This window comes from Cupriavidus pauculus (assembly GCF_022179805.1).
In the GTDB taxonomy this organism is placed as follows: Bacteria; Pseudomonadota; Gammaproteobacteria; order Burkholderiales; family Burkholderiaceae; genus Cupriavidus; species Cupriavidus pauculus_E.
On sequence record NZ_BPUO01000017.1, the window covers coordinates 43472 to 60101 of the forward strand.

At 64.8% G+C, this 16630-nt stretch carries 15 protein-coding genes; 10 read left to right on the forward strand and 5 right to left on the reverse strand.

Annotated features, from left to right (window positions below; translation table 11 throughout):
• Positions 1 to 23 precede the first annotated feature (23 nt).
• The gene (locus MFF62_RS26025) at positions 24 to 1019 is read right to left on the reverse strand and encodes a lysylphosphatidylglycerol synthase domain-containing protein (protein ID WP_238266027.1); all 996 of its coding nucleotides are present in this window, start codon (positions 1017 to 1019) and stop codon (positions 24 to 26) included.
• Positions 1016 to 2287 carry a cardiolipin synthase ClsB gene (gene clsB / locus MFF62_RS26030; protein ID WP_238266028.1) on the reverse strand — a complete coding sequence of 424 codons (1272 nt, stop codon included), beginning with the start codon at positions 2285 to 2287 and terminating at the stop codon, positions 1016 to 1018. Before clsB ends, MFF62_RS26025 begins: the two co-directional genes overlap by 4 nt.
• A gap of 179 nt (positions 2288 to 2466) precedes the next feature.
• Here clsB and MFF62_RS26035 point away from each other — a divergent pair, with 179 nt between their 5' ends.
• Together MFF62_RS26035 and MFF62_RS26040 are read left to right on the forward strand one after the other, a co-directional pair.
• Positions 2467 to 3324 (forward strand): class II glutamine amidotransferase, encoded by an 858-nt coding sequence (locus MFF62_RS26035; RefSeq protein WP_238266029.1) that lies wholly within the window; start codon positions 2467 to 2469, stop codon positions 3322 to 3324.
• A 71-nt stretch (positions 3325 to 3395) separates the two neighbouring features.
• Entirely contained in the window at positions 3396 to 3974 is a 579-nt protein-coding gene (locus tag MFF62_RS26040) for a TetR/AcrR family transcriptional regulator (protein ID WP_238266030.1), read from the forward strand.
• On the opposite strand, the gene MFF62_RS26045 is transcribed toward MFF62_RS26040, so the two are convergent.
• The gene (locus MFF62_RS26045; RefSeq protein ID WP_238266031.1) at positions 3975 to 4565 is read right to left on the reverse strand and encodes an FkbM family methyltransferase; all 591 of its coding nucleotides are present in this window, start codon (positions 4563 to 4565) and stop codon (positions 3975 to 3977) included.
• 364 nt (positions 4566 to 4929) lie between these two features.
• Between MFF62_RS26045 and MFF62_RS26050 the strand changes: the two genes are divergently transcribed.
• The gene (locus tag MFF62_RS26050; protein ID WP_238266032.1) at positions 4930 to 6072 is read left to right on the forward strand and encodes an OpgC domain-containing protein; all 1143 of its coding nucleotides are present in this window, start codon (positions 4930 to 4932) and stop codon (positions 6070 to 6072) included.
• A gap of 3 nt (positions 6073 to 6075) precedes the next feature.
• Here MFF62_RS26050 and MFF62_RS26055 read toward each other — a convergent pair whose 3' ends face one another.
• The gene (locus MFF62_RS26055; protein ID WP_238266033.1) at positions 6076 to 6951 is read right to left on the reverse strand and encodes a LysR family transcriptional regulator; all 876 of its coding nucleotides are present in this window, start codon (positions 6949 to 6951) and stop codon (positions 6076 to 6078) included.
• 268 nt (positions 6952 to 7219) lie between these two features.
• Here MFF62_RS26055 and MFF62_RS26060 point away from each other — a divergent pair, with 268 nt between their 5' ends.
• The 4 genes from MFF62_RS26060 to pcaD are packed head-to-tail and all read left to right on the forward strand — an operon-like array spanning position 7220 to position 10458.
• A complete protein-coding gene (locus tag MFF62_RS26060; protein WP_238266034.1) occupies positions 7220 to 8344 on the forward strand; it encodes a muconate/chloromuconate family cycloisomerase in 1125 nt (374 codons plus the stop codon).
• A 33-nt stretch (positions 8345 to 8377) separates the two neighbouring features.
• A complete protein-coding gene (gene catC, locus MFF62_RS26065) occupies positions 8378 to 8656 on the forward strand; it encodes a muconolactone Delta-isomerase (protein WP_238266035.1) in 279 nt (92 codons plus the stop codon).
• Between the two features lie 43 nt (positions 8657 to 8699).
• Entirely contained in the window at positions 8700 to 9692 is a 993-nt protein-coding gene (locus MFF62_RS26070) for a tripartite tricarboxylate transporter substrate binding protein (protein WP_238266036.1), read from the forward strand.
• Positions 9682 to 10458, forward strand: coding sequence for a 3-oxoadipate enol-lactonase (gene pcaD / locus MFF62_RS26075; protein ID WP_238266037.1), 777 nt, complete (start codon positions 9682 to 9684; stop codon positions 10456 to 10458). Before MFF62_RS26070 ends, pcaD begins: the two co-directional genes overlap by 11 nt.
• A 102-nt stretch (positions 10459 to 10560) precedes the next feature.
• On the opposite strand, the gene MFF62_RS26080 is transcribed toward pcaD, so the two are convergent.
• Complete coding sequence (locus MFF62_RS26080; protein WP_238266038.1) at positions 10561 to 11643, reverse strand: calcium:cation antiporter; 1083 nt, start codon at positions 11641 to 11643, stop codon at positions 10561 to 10563.
• Positions 11644 to 12241: 598 nt separating this feature from the next.
• On the opposite strand from MFF62_RS26080, the gene MFF62_RS26085 reads away from it, so the two are divergent.
• The 3 genes from MFF62_RS26085 to MFF62_RS26095 all read left to right on the forward strand — a co-directional run bounded on the left by MFF62_RS26085 (position 12242) and on the right by MFF62_RS26095 (position 16612).
• A complete protein-coding gene (locus MFF62_RS26085) occupies positions 12242 to 14362 on the forward strand; it encodes a TonB-dependent receptor family protein (protein WP_238266039.1) in 2121 nt (706 codons plus the stop codon).
• A gap of 319 nt (positions 14363 to 14681) precedes the next feature.
• Positions 14682 to 15554 (forward strand): crotonase/enoyl-CoA hydratase family protein, encoded by an 873-nt coding sequence (locus tag MFF62_RS26090; protein ID WP_238266040.1) that lies wholly within the window; start codon positions 14682 to 14684, stop codon positions 15552 to 15554.
• Between the two features lie 68 nt (positions 15555 to 15622).
• Positions 15623 to 16612 carry a Bug family tripartite tricarboxylate transporter substrate binding protein gene (locus MFF62_RS26095; RefSeq protein ID WP_238266041.1) on the forward strand — a complete coding sequence of 330 codons (990 nt, stop codon included), beginning with the start codon at positions 15623 to 15625 and terminating at the stop codon, positions 16610 to 16612.
• Positions 16613 to 16630 lie beyond the last annotated feature (18 nt).

Genomic DNA, 16630 nt, shown 5'->3' on the forward strand with positions numbered 1-16630 from the left:
GACAGGCAAGGGCGGGGCCGCCGCTACGATGCGGGCGGCGCCCGCTCTGCCAACGCCCGCCTTTGCCGCCGCGTTCCGCGCAGTTCCATCCAAGCGTAGGCCGACGTCGCAATGGCCATCGGCAGCAGGTAGTAGAGCGCGCGATAGGCGATTAACGCGGCCACCACCACGTGTTCGGGCGCCACGGGCCGCAGCAGTACCACGAACACGCTTTCCAGCACGCCGATGCCGGCCGGGATATGCGCCAGCGCTCCGGCCACGGCACCCACCAGCAGCGCCGTCAGCGCCTGCGCCAGGCGTACTTCCTTTGGCAGCAGTAAATCGATGATGCAGGCCAGCACGATCCAGTTGGTCATCGACAGCAAGCTCTGCAGCAGCGCAAAGCGGAAGCCGGGCAGGCGGAACACATGCCGCCCGAACCGCACGCTGCGCGTCTTGGCCCTGGCGCATGCCAGCCAGTAGAGCAGACCGCCTGCCAGCATCAGCACACCGAGCCCGCGCAGCATCCAGGGCGTGATGCCCCAGTCGGCGGGCAGCATCGGCGGCATCGCCGTCAGCACCCCGCCGGCCAGCATCATGTAGCCAGTCCAGTTGGTGATGATGGCGATCGTATAGATGCCGGCCACCTGCGATCCGCTGACATTGGCGCGCGAATACAGCCGCAGCCGCATGCCCAGCCCGCCGACCATGGCCCCCACATTCAGGTTGAAGACGTAGGCGATGAAGGCGATCAGCATCACGCGTGGCGTGGACAGATGGTGCCCGGTGTAGCGCCGCCCCAGGATGTCGAACGATGCATGCAGACAGAAGCTGACGCAGGCCAGCCCCAGCACCGGCAGCAGCGTGGCGGCGTCGTAGCGCTTCAGTGCCTGCAGCACCTGCGCCCAGTCGACCCCGCTCAGGCTGCGGTAGATCAGGTAGGCCACCAGCACCACGAACACCAGCCCGGCGATGCGCTTGACCACCGGCCATCGGATATTGCGCTGGAGATTGCGGCGCAGGTTGGCTGCGGTTGTCATGGACTGTCCTGTCGTGCGCGGCGGACCGGTGCGCTGTGGACGGCAAGTGGGCGCTCCGGCGGATTGCCACCAGGTGCAACCTGTGGTGACACGATCCTGGGCGTATGCGCCGGCAGCCAGCCGGCCCACGCCGGAAACTTGCGCAGGAAGTGAAAGATCACGGGCGCGGCAATGCCGTGCCACCACGCGCCGTGCGCGCTCTGTCCGCCTACCACTTCCGTGCAGCGCCGCGACATCAGGTCGCGCAGGTTCTGCTTGAGCGACGCCACGAACGCTGCGTCGCGGATCACGAGATTGGCTTCCAGATTCAGCGACAGGCTGAGCGGATCGAGGTTGCTGGACCCGACGGTGGCCCAGTCGTCGTCGATCACGGCCACCTTGCTATGGTTGGGCCGCTCGTAATACTCGAAGATGCGCACGCCCGAATCGGCCAGGTGCGCATACAGGATGTCGACCGTGCGCTTGACCCACAGCATGTCGGGCCGGCCTTGCAGCACCACGCACACATCGACGCCGTGCCGGGCCGCACCACAGATCGCCTGCAGCAGCCGGTAGCCCGGCAGGAAGTAGGCGTTCGCAATGATGATCTCGCGTCGGGCCGCGCGGATCGCCTTCAGGTAATGCCGTTCGATGTCGTTGCGGTGCGTCTGGTTGTCGCGCGTGACGAACATCACGGCGCCCGGCACGCAGCCATCCACATCAGGCGCCGGTAACGGGTTGCCGCGCGGCTTGCGTGCGTTGCGTGGATGGCGTGCGGCGTTGGCGTCGACGGCCTCGCGCATGAACGTGTCGATCACGCGTGCCGCCGGCCCGCGTACCTCCACGGCATAGTCCTGCTTGGCTGTGGGACTGTCGGCGACTAGGTGCTCGACGGACAGGTTGATGCCCCCCACGAACGCCAGTTCTCCGTCGATGGCCACAAGCTTGCGATGCAGCCGGCGAAACAGGTTGGTGCGCTGGCCCAGTATCCGGCGGCCCGGCGAGAACAGCCGTACCGCGACCCCGGCTTCCATCAGCCGCGTCATGTAGCCGGGCGACAGGTCGGCCGTGCCAAAGCCATCGACCGTCAGGCCCACCTCCACACCCCGGCGCGCCGCCGCGACCAGCGCATCGGCCAGCGCCGCCCCCACGTCGTCCTCGAACAGGATGAACGTTTCCAGCAGCACGCTGCGACGCGCAGCCCCGATGGCCGCGATCAGGCGCGGGAAGTACTCATCCCCGTTTTCCAGCAGCCGGAGCTGGTTTCCAGTGGTCCATGCGGTATCCATTTCCGGCAAGGAAGCAGGAATAATGCCGGGGCTATACGCGCACCGCGCCGTGGGTGTGGCGCAATGGAACATGCCGAAATGCGTCACTGTGTAGGAATTGCACTGCACCAGCGCCGTAGCGAGCAAGTTGCTATGCTGAAGTGGAGATCACGCACTTTCAACAACCGGAGGAGCGCATCATGTGTCGCTGGCTGGCCTATTCGGGGCGGTCCGTCCCAATGGAGGCAGTGCTGTTTCAGCCTGAGCACTCCCTGATCGACCAGAGCCTGAACGCGCGGATGGGGCACACCACCACCAATGGCGACGGCTTTGGCGTGGGCTGGTATGGGCGGCATTCCGAACTGCCGTTCCGGTATCGCTGCCTGCATCCTGCCTGGAGCGACACCAATCTGCGCGAGGCGGCGCGTGCCGTGCGCACGCCGCTATTCGTGGCGCATGTGCGGGCGGCAACCGGTACGCCCACCCAGGAGACCAACTGTCACCCGTTCCGCTTCGGGCGCTGGCTGTTTGCCCATAACGGGCTGATCCGCGACTACCCGGTGGTGCGGCGCGACCTGATGATGTCGGTGGCGCCGCATCTGTTCCGCTGGATTGAGGGTTCGACCGATTCCGAGGTGATGTTTTTCCTGGCGCTCACGTTTGGCCTGGAGCGCGATCCGCAGAGCGCGCTGGAACAGATGGCGGGGCTGATCGAGGAAGTGGGGCATCGCCACGATATCGAGTGTCCGCTCAACATGACCGTGTGCGTGACCGATGGCCGGCAGATCGTGGCGGCACGCTATTCCAGCGAGCGTGACTCGCGTTCGCTGTTCCATAGCACGTCGTTCAAGCAGTTGCGGGCGCTCTATCCCGAAGATCCGCGCATCATCGCCGCCGGCGACGACGCATTCCTGGTGTTGTCGGAGCCGCTGATCGACGTGCAGGGCGTGTGGGAGGAAATCCCGGAGGCGACAATGCTGGTGGCCAAGGGCGGCGAGATTCAGCGGCGCTGCTTCACGCCCCAACTGCCGGAGCGCCACGAAAGCCATGCCGCATGACGCGAGTTAGGTGACAAGACAGACCTGTCTCCTATAATGACAGTCGTTTCCGCACCAGACCGACCCGCGCCATGGCTACTCCCTCCGCTCGCGACCGCATTCTCGACACCGCCGCGCGCCTGTTTTATCGCGATGGCTACCGCGCCACGGGCATCGACCGCATCATTGCCGAATCGGGCGTGGCGAAGATGTCGCTTTATCGGCATTTTGCGTCGAAGAATGACCTGATCTTCGAGTACCTGCAGCGCCGGCACGATTACTGGATGGGCTGGTTCGAGGCGGGTGTCCGTCGCCGCCTGGTGGCGCGGCCCAACCTGGACGCACTGGCCGACACGCTGGGCGAATGGTTCGGCACCGAGGACTACCGTGGCTGCGCCTTCATCAACATGGTGGCCGAATCGGGCGGCGGCGCCGGAGACGACCCCCGGCTGCTGGAGCAAGCCGTGTCCCACAAGGAATCGCTGCAGCACTTCGCCGCCGTGATTGCCGCGGAGCTGGGGTTGGTCACGCCAGCCGAAGTGGCCGAGGAGGCCATTCTCTGCATCGAGGGCATGATCGTGCGGGCGCAGACCACGCACGATGCGGACGCCGTGGTCGCTGCGGGCCGGCGAACGTTCGCACGACTTCACAGCGCGTATTCGGCGATTTGATTATCCGTAACCGTGTAAATCAGGCGCGGCGGAAAAACACCTCCGTTCCGACTTCGCGCGACGTTTCGTCATGCACCAGTTCAAATGCCGGCAGAGCATGCGCTTGAGCGTCTCCGCATCGGCAAGGCTGTGGTGTTCCAGCATGAGGATTTGCGTCTTTTCCAGATTCAAATGCGTCAGAATTTCGACTTCCGAACCTTCGGTATCGATTTTCACCAGTTCGCAGGAAGGCAGTGTTGCCGCTGCGACGCAATTGACCTGAATGGTTTGCGAGGTCGTGCGTGAGGTTTGTGAGAAACCGCCGGTGACGAACATGTCTCCGATGTGGATATCCTGTACTCCCGCCTCCGCGCGTACGGCGTAGGGCTCGACCTGGCACCAGCTGCTATCCACGTTCTGCAGGAGTTTTTCCACATTGAATGGCATCGGTTCATAACAGAATACCTGCGCGGCCGGCCATTCTGCGTGAGCGCGGCGGGCAAATGCACCGATATTGGCACCAATGTCCAAAACCGTGCGCGGCGCGGTACGGATCGGCACGACGAAATAATCGTTGACCTCGTTATGAAGCCACTGTGGGATGTAACTCATTTCTTGCTCCTCGACGAACGGGTTACGGCACGACGGAACGATGTCGGACGGTGGGCACTGTAGCGAGGGGCATTATAGAAAAGCCCACGAGATTGTGGGCGCCAGGCGAAATTGGAAATAATGATTTCGTAAAATGCGATTTGATAATTGGAATATCGAGCCTGTTGCGCATGGTAAATCTGACCATGCAGCCGAATAATCCAGACAGCACATCGCGGTTTGGCGAATTCCGATCCGTAACCTGCTGAAACACTGTTTGGTACAGGTAAACCCTGAAGGTCACGGTAAAATTCGCTCCGTGATTGCCGCGTGGCGCCCCCGAAGCCGCAGGCATGCTTTGGGATGTACGCCTGTGAACGCAGCAGTGAACAACAATCAGCGGCGCACCGAGATCGACCTGATACGCGGCATCGCGCTGCTCTTCATCGTGGTCGACCATGTCAACGGCAGTGTGCTGGCCGACTATACGATCCGCAATTTCCAGCTTTTCGATGCCGCCGAAGTCTTCGTCTTCCTGGCGGGCTATTCGGCTGGCGCCGCGTACCTGGCCATGGAAGCGCGCGACGGTGCCAGTGCCGCGCGCAAGCGGCTGCGCCGCCGTAGCTGGGAAATCTACAAGGCGTTCGTGCTGACCGGCGTGCTGATGCTGCTGTTCGGCTTTGTGCTGGCCATGTGCAAGATTCCCGCGCCCGCCGTGCGCGCCACCGAGGCGCTCGACTTCATGGCGCAACCCGTGGCCACGCTGCTGCAGGTGATTGGGCTGGCGCGCCAGCCGTTTGTTTCCGATGTGCTGCCGATGTATGCCGTGTTCATTGGCGTGGCGCCGCTGGCCATTCGCTGGGCGCGCGCGCAGCCGCTGGCGTTCATCTGCGGCAGCGTGGCGCTGTGGATCATGTCGCCAACGCTATTGCCGCTGCTGCCCAGCAGCGAGCCGCGCGGCTGGAGCTTCAATCCGTTTGCCTGGCAATTGATGTTTGCGATGGGCCTGCTCGCACGGCTGCGGCCTGACTTCATCCTGCCGCAGCAGACCATGGTGCGCCGCGCGTTCACGGCCGGCGCCGTGGTGGTGGCGGCAGTGTGCATGGCGGCGGCCTACCTGTGGATGCGTCCGCACCTGTACGAAGCCTGGCTGCCCGCGTGGATTCCGACGCTGGCGTTCCCGCTGCCCAAGCAGAGCCTGGCGGCACTGCGCGTGGTCAGCTTCCTGGGTCTGGCGTGGCTGGTCTACCTGGCCGTGCGCGCGGGCTGGGTGGGGCGGCTGGCCAGCTTCATGGGGCCGGTGGTGCAGATCGGGCGCCACAGCCTGTTCTGCTTCGTGCTCGGTGCCGTGGTGTCCGTGGGCATCGAGGGCCTGACCTACGGCGTGGCCGGCGGTCGTCCCACGCGGCCCGTGGCGCTGACCGGCGACATCATCGCCGTGGCGGTACTGCTGGTGGTGGGCGGCTGGTATGGGCGCCGCAAGGATGCGCGCAAGGTGGCCGCCAAATCGCGGATGGTATCGGCCTAGCCTTCACGCCTGGGCCTTGACCCAGGCAATTGCGCGCGCCAGGTGCGGCGAGGTATCGCCGGCCCGGTAGCTCATGATCACCGGTGAGACAAAGCCCGGTGCCTCGGCGGGCACGTAGCGGACGTCATCACGATGCAGCCGCTGCACCGACGACGGCACCAGCGTGATACCCAGTCCCGCCGCCACCAGTCCCAATGCCGTCTGCAGTTCGTTGGCTTCCTGCACCACGCGTGGCTGCAGGCCCTGCGCACGGAACAGCGACAGCACATGATCGGCATAGCTGGGGCGCGGCCGGGCAGGGTAGAGGATCAGCGGCTGGCGAGCCAGCGATTCCGCATCGAACGGCACGGCGGGCACAGGGGCGGTGATCGGCATGGCCGCCACCAGCGACTCGGCCATCACCACCTGCTGGACGATCGCGGCGTCATTGAACGTCAGTCGCCCGAAGGCCAGGTCGATCCGGCCAGACTTCAGCGCTTCCAGCTGCTGCACCGTGATCATCTCGGTCAGGCCCACTTCCACATCACTGTCGTCGCCGCGCAGCTCGCGGATCAGTTCCGGCAGCACGCCATACAGCACCGACGGCACGAAGCCGATGCCGAACCAGCGCTTCTCGTTCCGGCCGATGCGCCGCGTGCCCTCCAGCGTCTCTTCCAGCCGCTGCGTCAGTTGCAACGACTGCTCCAGCAGAAAGCGGCCCGCCTCGGTCAGTTTCAGGCCGCGGCCCACGCGGTCGAACAGCGCCACCCCCACTTCATCCTCGAACTGCCGGATCTGCCGTGACAGCGGCGGCTGGGCCATGTGAAGCTTTTCTGCCGCCCGCGTCACATTGAGTTCCTGGGCAACGGTCTGGAAATAGCGAAGGTGTCGGAGTTCCATGTCGGCGAATTTATCCCGATTGTTTTCTCCCCTCTCCCTTCGGGAGAGGGGCCGGGGGAGAGGGCGCGGCGGTGCAAATTGCGACTGGTCAGCAAGCAGAACCGCATGCCCTCACCCCCAACCCCTCTCCCGCGCGCGGGAGAGGGGAGCAAAAGCAAAGCAAGTCAAAGCATACCTGTAGGGTATCAATCGAGACATCTTCGGTCTTGGACGCCAGTGAAGTCAAGGTCCATACTCGGTTCAACAAGTCTTCTTGCATGGAAAAGGTATGACAGCAACGATTTCCTCCGTCGAAGCCATCCTGGTCGATCTGCCGACGATCCGGGCCCATCAACTGGCTATGGCCACGATGCAGCAGCAGACGCTGGTGATCGTGCGGCTGCGCTGCAGCGATGGCGTGGAGGGTATTGGCGAGGCCACCACGATTGGCGGCCTGGCGTATGGCGACGAAAGCCCCGAGGGCATCAAGCTGGCGATCGATACCTACCTGGCGCCAGCGCTGGTGGGGCAGGACGCCTCGAACGTGCACGGCGCGATGGCGCGGCTGAACAAGGTGGCGCGTGGTAACCGCTTTGCCAAGTCGGGGCTGGAATCGGCCCTGCTCGATGCGCAGGGCAAGCGCCTGGGCGTGCCGCTGTCCACGCTGCTGGGCGGCGCGGTACGTGACACGCTGCCGGTGCTCTGGACGCTGGCCAGCGGCGATACCGGCCGCGATATCGAGGAAGCCGAGCGCTACCTGACGGAACGCCGCCACAACACGTTCAAGCTCAAGATCGGCCGCCGCAGCGTGCGTGATGACGTGGCGCATGTCTCGGCCATCAAGCGTGCGCTGGGGGACCGGGCGCGCGTGACCGTCGACGTCAACCAGGCATGGAACGAGGCGGAAGCCGCCACGGGCATTGCCATGCTGGAAGCCGCGGGCATCGACCTGATCGAGCAGCCCACCCCGCGCGAGCATCGCACCGCGCTGGCCCGACTGGCCGCGCGCTTCGTGGTGCCGATCATGGCCGACGAGGCCGTGACCGGCCCCGAGGACGCGATGGAACTGGCGCGCCTGGGCGCGGCCGATGTGTTTGCGCTCAAGATCGCCAAGTCGGGCGGCATCTTCGGCATGCTGCGCACGGCAGCCGTGGGCGACGCGGCCGGCATTGCACTGTATGGCGGCACGATGCTCGAAGGCGCCGTGGGCACCATCGCGGCGGCGCACGGCTTCTGCACGCTGCCGCAACTGGCGTGGGGCACGGAACTGTTCGGCCCGCTGCTGGTGAAGGATGACATCGTCACCGAGCGCCCCGTGTTCAAGGACTTCGCGCTGCATCTGCCGCAGGGTCCGGGGCTGGGCCTGGACCTCGACGAGGACAAGCTCAAGCACTATCGCCGCAAGGCGGCCTGACCCGATTTCGCAGACACACCGGAGAGATATCCCATGCTGTTCCTCGTCAGGATGGACGTGCAGATTCCGCACGACCTGCCGGCCGACAAGGCCGAAGAGATCAAGGCGCGCGAGAAGGCGTATTCGCAGGACCTGCAGCGCCAGGGCAAGTGGCAGGCGCTGTATCGCGTGGTGGGCGAATACGCCAACTACAGCGTGTTCGACGTGGAAACCAACGACGAACTGCACACGATGCTGTCCAGCCTGCCGCTGTTCCCGTACATGAAGATCCAGGTCACGCCGCTGGCTCGGCACCCGTCGTCGATCCGCTGATCGGCCGCATGAGAAGACGTATTACAAGAAGGAACGGAGACAAATGAAGTCCTTGCTGCAACGGTCGGCGCGCATGCCGGCTGCCATCGCCTTTTCCGCATCCATGCTGTTCGCCGCGTCCGCGCCAGCACATGCGGCCTATCCCGACCATCCGATCCGCTGGGTGGTGCCATTCCCCGCCGGCGGCGCGATGGACAATATCGCGCGCACGCTTGGCGAAGACATGTCGAAGACGCTCGGCCAGGCCATCGTCGTGGAGAACCGCCCCGGTGCCGGCGGCAATATCGGCGCCGAAATGGTGGCCCGTTCGCCGGCCGACGGCTATACGCTGATCATCGTGGCCAATGGCATGGCCGTGAACCCGGCGCTGTACGGCAAGCTCGGCTACGACCCGGTCAAGGACTTCGCGCCGGTGTCGTTGCTGGCCGTGGTGCCCAACGTATTGGTGGCCAACAAGGCGAAGACGCCGGCCAAGACCGTGGCGGAGGTGATCGCCAGCGCCAAGGCCAAGCCCGGCAAGTACACCTATGCATCGGCCGGCAACGGCACGTCGATCCATCTGGCCGGCGAACTGTTCACGTCGATGGCGAAGGTGGACCTGCTGCACATCCCGTACAAAGGATCGGGCCCGGCGATGACCGACCTGCTGGGCGGCCAGGTGGACTACATGTTCGACAGCATCACGTCGGCCAAGCCCCATATCGACAGCGGCAAGCTGACGCCGATTGCGGTAACCACCAGCAAGCGTTCGTCCGCGTTGCCCAACGTGCCGACCGTGGCCGAGGCGGGCGTGCCCGGCTATGAACTGTCGCCGTGGTTTGCCGCGTTCGTGCCCGCCAAGACGCCGCCGGCAATCATCGACACGCTGAACAAGGCCATGATCGAAGCGCTGAAGAAGCCGTCCGTGCAGCAGCGGCTGGCAGGTATCGGCGCGGAACCGATCGGCAGCACGCCGGCCCAGTTGAAGGACCATCTGGCGCGCGAAACGGTCAAATGGGGCGCGCTGATCCGCGAGCGGGGCATCCATGCCGATTGAACCGACCCGACAGCTGCACTATGTGATTGAAGGCGACGCCGGCAAGCCCTGGCTCGTCATGTCGAACTCGCTCGGGACCACGCTGGAAATGTGGGACCCGCAGATGGCCGCGCTGACACGCCACTACCGCGTATTGCGCTACGACACGCGCGGCCATGGCCGGTCGGCACTGCCGGCCGCGTCGTTCGGCATGGCGGATCTGGCCGCCGATGTCGTCGCCATCATGGACTATGCCGATATCGCGCAGGCGCACTTCTGTGGCCTGTCGATGGGTGGGATGACGGGGATGGTTCTGGCGCGGCACCACGCGGCCCGCTTCGGGCGCTTCGTGCTGGCCAACACGGCGGCGCTGATCGGCCCAGAGTCGGTCTGGAACACGCGCATCGCCACGGTGGAGCGCGACGGCATGAACGCCATCGTCGACGGCGTGCTGGCGCGCTGGTTTACCGATCACTACCTGGTGACGCGCCGCGATGAGATGGCGCCGGTGCGGCGGATGCTGGAGACCGCCAGTGCCAAGGGTTACACCGCCAATTGCGCGGCGGTACGCGATGCGGACCTGCGCGACCTGCTGCCGCGCATCGAGGCGCCTGTGCTGGTGATCGCCGGCGAGCACGACCTGGCGACCACCTCCGCCCAAGGCCGCGAAGTTGCCGACGGGATTCCCGGCGCCCGCTATCAAGCCCTGCCAGCCGCGCACCTGTCCAACTGGGAACTGCCCGAAGCCTTCGGCAACGCCGTCATCGGCTTCTTGTCCCACAAGTAATCCCCCCCGGTGGTTTGCGCCCCTCTCCCGCAAGCGGGAGAGGGGCGGGGGTGAGGGCAAGCGCATCAAACCACAACCACGCCCTTTAGCAACGCCCCCAGCCTACGGCACCACCGTCAAGAACAAATACGCCGCAAAAATCACCATATGCACCACGCCCTGGAGGATAGTGGTGCGCCCCATCCCAAGCGTCAGCGACGCGACGATCATCGTCAGGAACAGCAGCACCATTTCCTTGGCGCTCAGCCCAAGCTCCAGCGGTTGTCCGATGGTGATGAACACCACGGCCACCGTGGGAATGGTCAGGCCGATACTGGCCAGCGCCGACCCCAGTGCCAGGTTCAGGCTGGTCTGGATGCGATCGGATCGCGCCGCGCGCAGGGCGGCCAGGGCTTCGGGTAGCAACACCAGCGCCGCAATCACCACGCCCACTACGGCGGCCGGCAGGCCCGCATCGGCCACGGCTTTTTCCACCGACGGCGACAGCAGCTTGGCCAGCGCCACCACGGCCACCAGGCAGACCACCAGCAGCACGCCACTGGCCGTGGCTACGCTTCCCGGGGGCGGCGGCGCATGCACGCTCTCGTCGCGGCTGCCTTCCACCAGGAAGTAGTCGCGGTGCCGCACCGTCTGCACGAACACGAAGCAGCCATAGAGCAGCAGCGACATCACGCCAGAGAACGCCAGTTGCGCGGACGACAGCACGGGGCCCGGCACGGTGCTGGTGAAGTTTGGCAGCACCATCGTCAGCCCCAGTAGCGTGACCAGGATGGCCATGGCGGCATTGGCGCCCGGCGCCTGGAACGCCTGCTCTCGGTGGTGCAGGGCGCCCACGAACAGGCAGATCCCCACGATGCCGTTGCAGATGATCATCACGGCCGCGAACACGGTGTCGCGCGCCAGGCCGGCTTTTTCAGGGCCGGACGACAGCATCACCGACACGATCAGCGCCACCTCGATCACCGTCACTGCGATGGCCAGCACCAGCGTGCCGAACGGCTCGCCCACCTTGTGGGCGACCACCTCGGCATGATGCACGGCGGCAAACACCGCACCGGCCAGCGCGATGGCCATCAGGGCAATGAGCCAGGCTTGACCCGTCACGAAAACGCCCAGGCCGAAGGCGGCCCAGGCAGCCAGCGGAGACCAGATGGTCCAGGCCGGCAGCTTGTTGGAAGTTGCCATGTTTGTTCCCTTTGTTCTTGTGGCTCACAGGCGCGAGCGTGCACTCCGCGTGGCGCGGGCGCAAGAGGGTCAGGCAACGGAGGTGCGCCGCAGTTCCCGGCGGCTTGCCATTCAGTCGCGCGTGGCGTCGCTGTCTGGCCGCTTGGCGCCCGGCTGTCGGGGGTCCGGAGGCGACGGTTCGGTGTCCCGCAGGGCGGGGTGATTTCGGTAGATCCAGCGCGCGGCGACGATGATGACTATCAGAAACGCGACGACGTACCCGACAAAAGAGACTGCATTCATTGTTCTGACCCGGTTGTTTCCGGCTCTTTGTCCGGTGGCCGGTCAGTATGGGTGCGGGGGCTTAAGGCGCACACCCTCTCTAGGTGGGGCGTGCATCACCCTATTCATACCGCCATCGACTGAAGGGGCAATGTTGATGTCACGGCATTTTGAGTGATCAACATGCGTCACTTTTGGCACTCATGTCGTGCTTCGGCAACACATTGTCGTAATAAGCAGACATGGGACGTAACTTTTGCACGCCGGGGTATAAATGCAAACTGTTATCACTTACATTCATGGCCTTTCGTAAGTTTCTAGTTACAAGAGGAAGACCATGAGTACGAGCCGTCGCGGGTTGTCATCTGCGAATCCCCACTTCGCGCTGTGTGCCACTGCGGTGGCTGTCTCGATGCTGTGCCTGACGCCCTTGTCGGCAGCGGCGCAGGACGTGCCGGGGCCGGTGCAGGGCGGCGAGACGGAAAAGATGCTCGAGACGGTGCAGGTAACCGGCAATTGGCTCGGTACGGGCCTGCAGAACAGCGTGAAGTCCTTCCCGGGCGCACGTACCGTGGTCAACGAGAAGCAGATCGAACAGAGCGGCGCGCAGAGCATTGGCGACGTCATGCGCCGCATTCCCGGCGTGCAGGCGACCGACAACTCCGGCACCGCCGGCAGCGCAGTCTCGCTCAACATCGGCGTGCGGGGCCTGACCGGCCGCTACACGCCGCGTTCCACGGTGCTGCTGGACGGCATTCCGATGGCGGTGGCGCCTTACGGCCAGCCGCAACTGTCGTTCGCACCGGTGAGCCTGGGCAATATCGAAACGATCGACGTGGTGCGCAGCGGCGGCGCCGTGCGCTACGGCCCGCAGAACGTGGGCGGCATCATCAACTTCACCACCAAGCCGATTCCGGGCGTGTTCAGCGGCGAGGCTTCGGTCCGCGAGAACATCTACACCGAGGGCGGTGGCAACAACACCCAGTACAACGCGTTCGTGGGCACCACGCTGGATAGCGGCCTGGGCATCGCGCTGCTGTATTCGGGCATGACCGGCCGCGAATGGCGCAAGGGCAGCGACGACAACGTCAACGACCTGGCCGTGAAGTTTGCCTACGACATCACGCCGACCTCGCAGGTGTACGGCAAGGTGTCGTACTACGACGTCAAGTCGAAGACGCCGGGCGGCCTGAGCGTGGCGCAGTACAACGCCGATCCGTTCCAGAACACGCGCCCCAACGACTACTGGAGCGGCAACCGCTACGGCTTCGACCTGGGCTACGTGAACACGATTTCCGCGAACCAGGAATTCGAGATCCGCACGTTCTTCAACGAGAGCTATCGCCAGAGCACGCTGCAGCAGAGCGCCACCGTGATCGCGCACCAGCCGCGCAACTACACCACGTTCGGTATCGAGCCGCGCTACACGCAGCGCTTTGGCGTCGGCCCGACCACGCATGACGTGACCGTGGGCTACCGCTACATCCGCGAGCGCGGCGACGACAACACCTTCAACACGAACCGCGTGACCGGCGTGAACGGCCCGACCACCACGTTCGACAACGCCACCGATGCGCACGCCGTCTACATCGACGACCGCATCGCATACGGCAACTGGCGCATCGTGCCGGGCGTGCGTTTCGAGCATATCGACACCACGCGCCAGCAGCGCAACACCACCACGCAGTGGGACAGCCTGAACAACAAGGCGCTGCCGTCGATCAACGTCTCGTACCTGATGAGCAGCGCGTGGACGGTGTTTGCCGACTACAGCACGTCGTTCGGCCCGGTGCAGAACACGCAACTCAACTCGCAGTCGCCGAGCAACCCGCTGCAGCCTGAAGTGGCCAAGACGTTCGAAGTGGGTACGCGCTGGACCGACAACTACATCAAGGGCGAGCTGACCGCGTTCAAGATCAAGTTCGACAACCAGATCCTGCAGGTGCCGGGCCTGTTCCCGGCCACGTTCCAGAACATCGGCGCGACCGACCACGACGGCGTGGAAGCGGCCATCGACTACACGTTCGACCGCAGCAGCATGCTGGGTGGCCTGAACCTGTACGCCAACTACACGTACACGCGCGCCATCCAGAAGTCGGGCATCACGTCGGGCAACGACGTGCCGTTCTACTCGCGCAACACCGACACCATCGGCGCGCGCTACGACTGGCGTAGCTGGACGTTCAACGTCTCGACCACGCACCAGAGCAAGCAGTACGCCGACCTGGCCAACACGGTGCAGGAATCGGCTGACGGCAGCAACGGCCTGATCCCGGGCTTCCGCACCTGGAACATCCAGGCCATGTTCAAGCTGCCGCAACGCAAGAACACCGACATCACGATCGGCATCAACAACCTGTTCGACAAGCGTTACTACACGCGTACCACCGACAGCAACGCCGGCCGCCTGGTCGGCGCGCCGCGCATGGTGTACGTGCAGGCCCGCGCAGCGTTCTAAGCGTCGTCGCGGTTCCGCCGTTCGACCCGGTCGGACGGCGGCAGCCCGCTTGTCGCCCCGTGCGGCGGCAGTGGGCCTCCCTTCATCACCAGCCGATCCGCCGGCATCTGGCGTGGCATCGTCCTGGTCACCTTCGGGGTCGTGGTACACCTGCCACGCATCCCAATCCCCCTCGGCAAGATCCCCGCACCGCGCTTTTCGACGGTGGCATACGCCCTTCCAGGAACGTTCAAGATAGCGAAACAGTTATCGCAGGCGCAGAGTCGGACTTGCTAGTGTCAATGGCACCGACAACCTGATGGCCCTGGCGCCTCCGCCCATGACGACAAGTCCTGCGTTCGACACTCTCCAGTACAACGTGGCGGATGGAATCGCCACCATCACGCTGCATCGCCCTGACAAGATGAACGCCTTCAATTTCCAGATGGCGGACGAGTTGATCGCGGCGTTCGACGCGACCGATGCAGACGATGCGGTGCGCGCAGTCATCGTGACCGGCGCCGGCAAGGCCTTCTGTGCAGGCGCCGACCTCTCGACACGCGGTGCGACGTTTGACTACGAGAAGCGCTACGGCACCGAGGCCGGAACCGTGCGGCGCGACAACGGCGGCCGCGTCACCACCCGAATCTTCCGCAGCCTGAAGCCGGTCATCGGCGCCATCAACGGCGCAGCCGTGGGCGTGGGCGTGACGATGCAACTGCCGATGGATATCCGCATGGCGTCGACCTCGGCGAAGTTCGGCCTGGTCTTCGCGCGCCGGGGCATTACGCCCGAGGCGGCGTCGTCATGGTTCCTGCCTCGCGTGGTGGGCATCTCCACCGCGCTCGAATGGTGTTTGTCGGGGCGCGTGTTTTCCGCTGAAGAGGCGCTGGAGCGCGGCCTGGTGCGATCACTGCATGCGCCAGACGAACTGCTGCCGGCCGCGCAAGCCCTGGCGCGGGAAATTGCCGACAACGCGGCGCCGGTATCGGTTGCGATGGCGCGTCAGATGATCTGGCGAATGGCCGGCGCTGCCCATCCGATGGACGCGCACAAGATCGACAGCCGGGCACTGCAATCGCGCGGCCGCTCGGACGATGCGAAGGAGGGCATCGCGAGCTTTCTGGACAAGCGACCAGCCGCGTTCGTCGACCGCGTATCGACGGATATGCCGGACTTCTTCGACTGGCACGGGGAGCCGCCCTTCGAATAAGCGCTTCCGCCCGAAACCACGGCAATTACCTCAGACACAAGTCAACAAGACAAGACAGGAGGCAGAGGATGAACGGCAATCGTAGGCATGGATTGGGCGTCATGGTGGCGCTGACACTGGCATCGACGGTTTCGTCGCTGGCCTGGGCACAGGAACCGGCGGCCTGGCCAAACCGGCCGGTGCGACTGGTGGTGGCCAGCGCGGCGGCAGGCGGCACCGATGCGCTGGCACGGGTGCTTGCCGAACAGCTTGGCACCGCATTTGGCAAGCCATTCGTGGTCGAGAACAAGCCGGGTGCCAATGGCTTGATTGCCAGCGAAAACGTCGCCGCCGCCGCGCCCGACGGCTACACGCTCTTGCTTACCTATGCCGGCGCCATGGTCGTCAATCCGTCCTTGTACACGCGCGCCCCGGACCCGCTGAAGCGCTTTGAAGCCATCGCCCAGATTGGCAGCTTCGGCAACCTGCTGGTCGCTTCGCCCAAGGTGCCGGTGCATAACCTCAAGGAGTTGGTGGCCTATGCGAAGCAGCGGCCGGGTGAGATGAGCTATGGGTCGTGGGGCATGGGTTCGGGCGGCCATCTCACCATGGAGACCTTTCTGAAGAAGGCGAACATCAGCATGACCCATGCGCCCTACAAGGGCACAGCCGCCGTGGCAACCGACGTGCAAGCCGGCACGTTGCCGGTGGGGTGGGTCGATGTCAGCTCGCAGATCGGACTGGTCAAGGCCGGTCGGCTGGTTCCGCTTGCGGTCAGCGGCACCAGCCGGCTGCCGCAGTTTCCCGATGTGCCGACCATGGGCGAGCAGGGCTACCCGTTTCCGACCACCAGCTGGTATGGCTTGTTCGCGCCCGCCGGCACGCCCAAGGCATTGGTGGACCGGCTTAACCAGGAGGTGCTGCGGGCTATCGCCACCCCCGCCTTTCGTGATCGTCTGACGGCGTTGAATGTGCCGGTGTCGCCGTCACTGACGCCAGCACAGTTCCGCAAGGTGGTCGCGGACGACACGGTGGCATGGCATCACATCGCCGAGACAGCCGGCGTGAAGCCGGAGTAAGTACAAAAAGGGACGCGA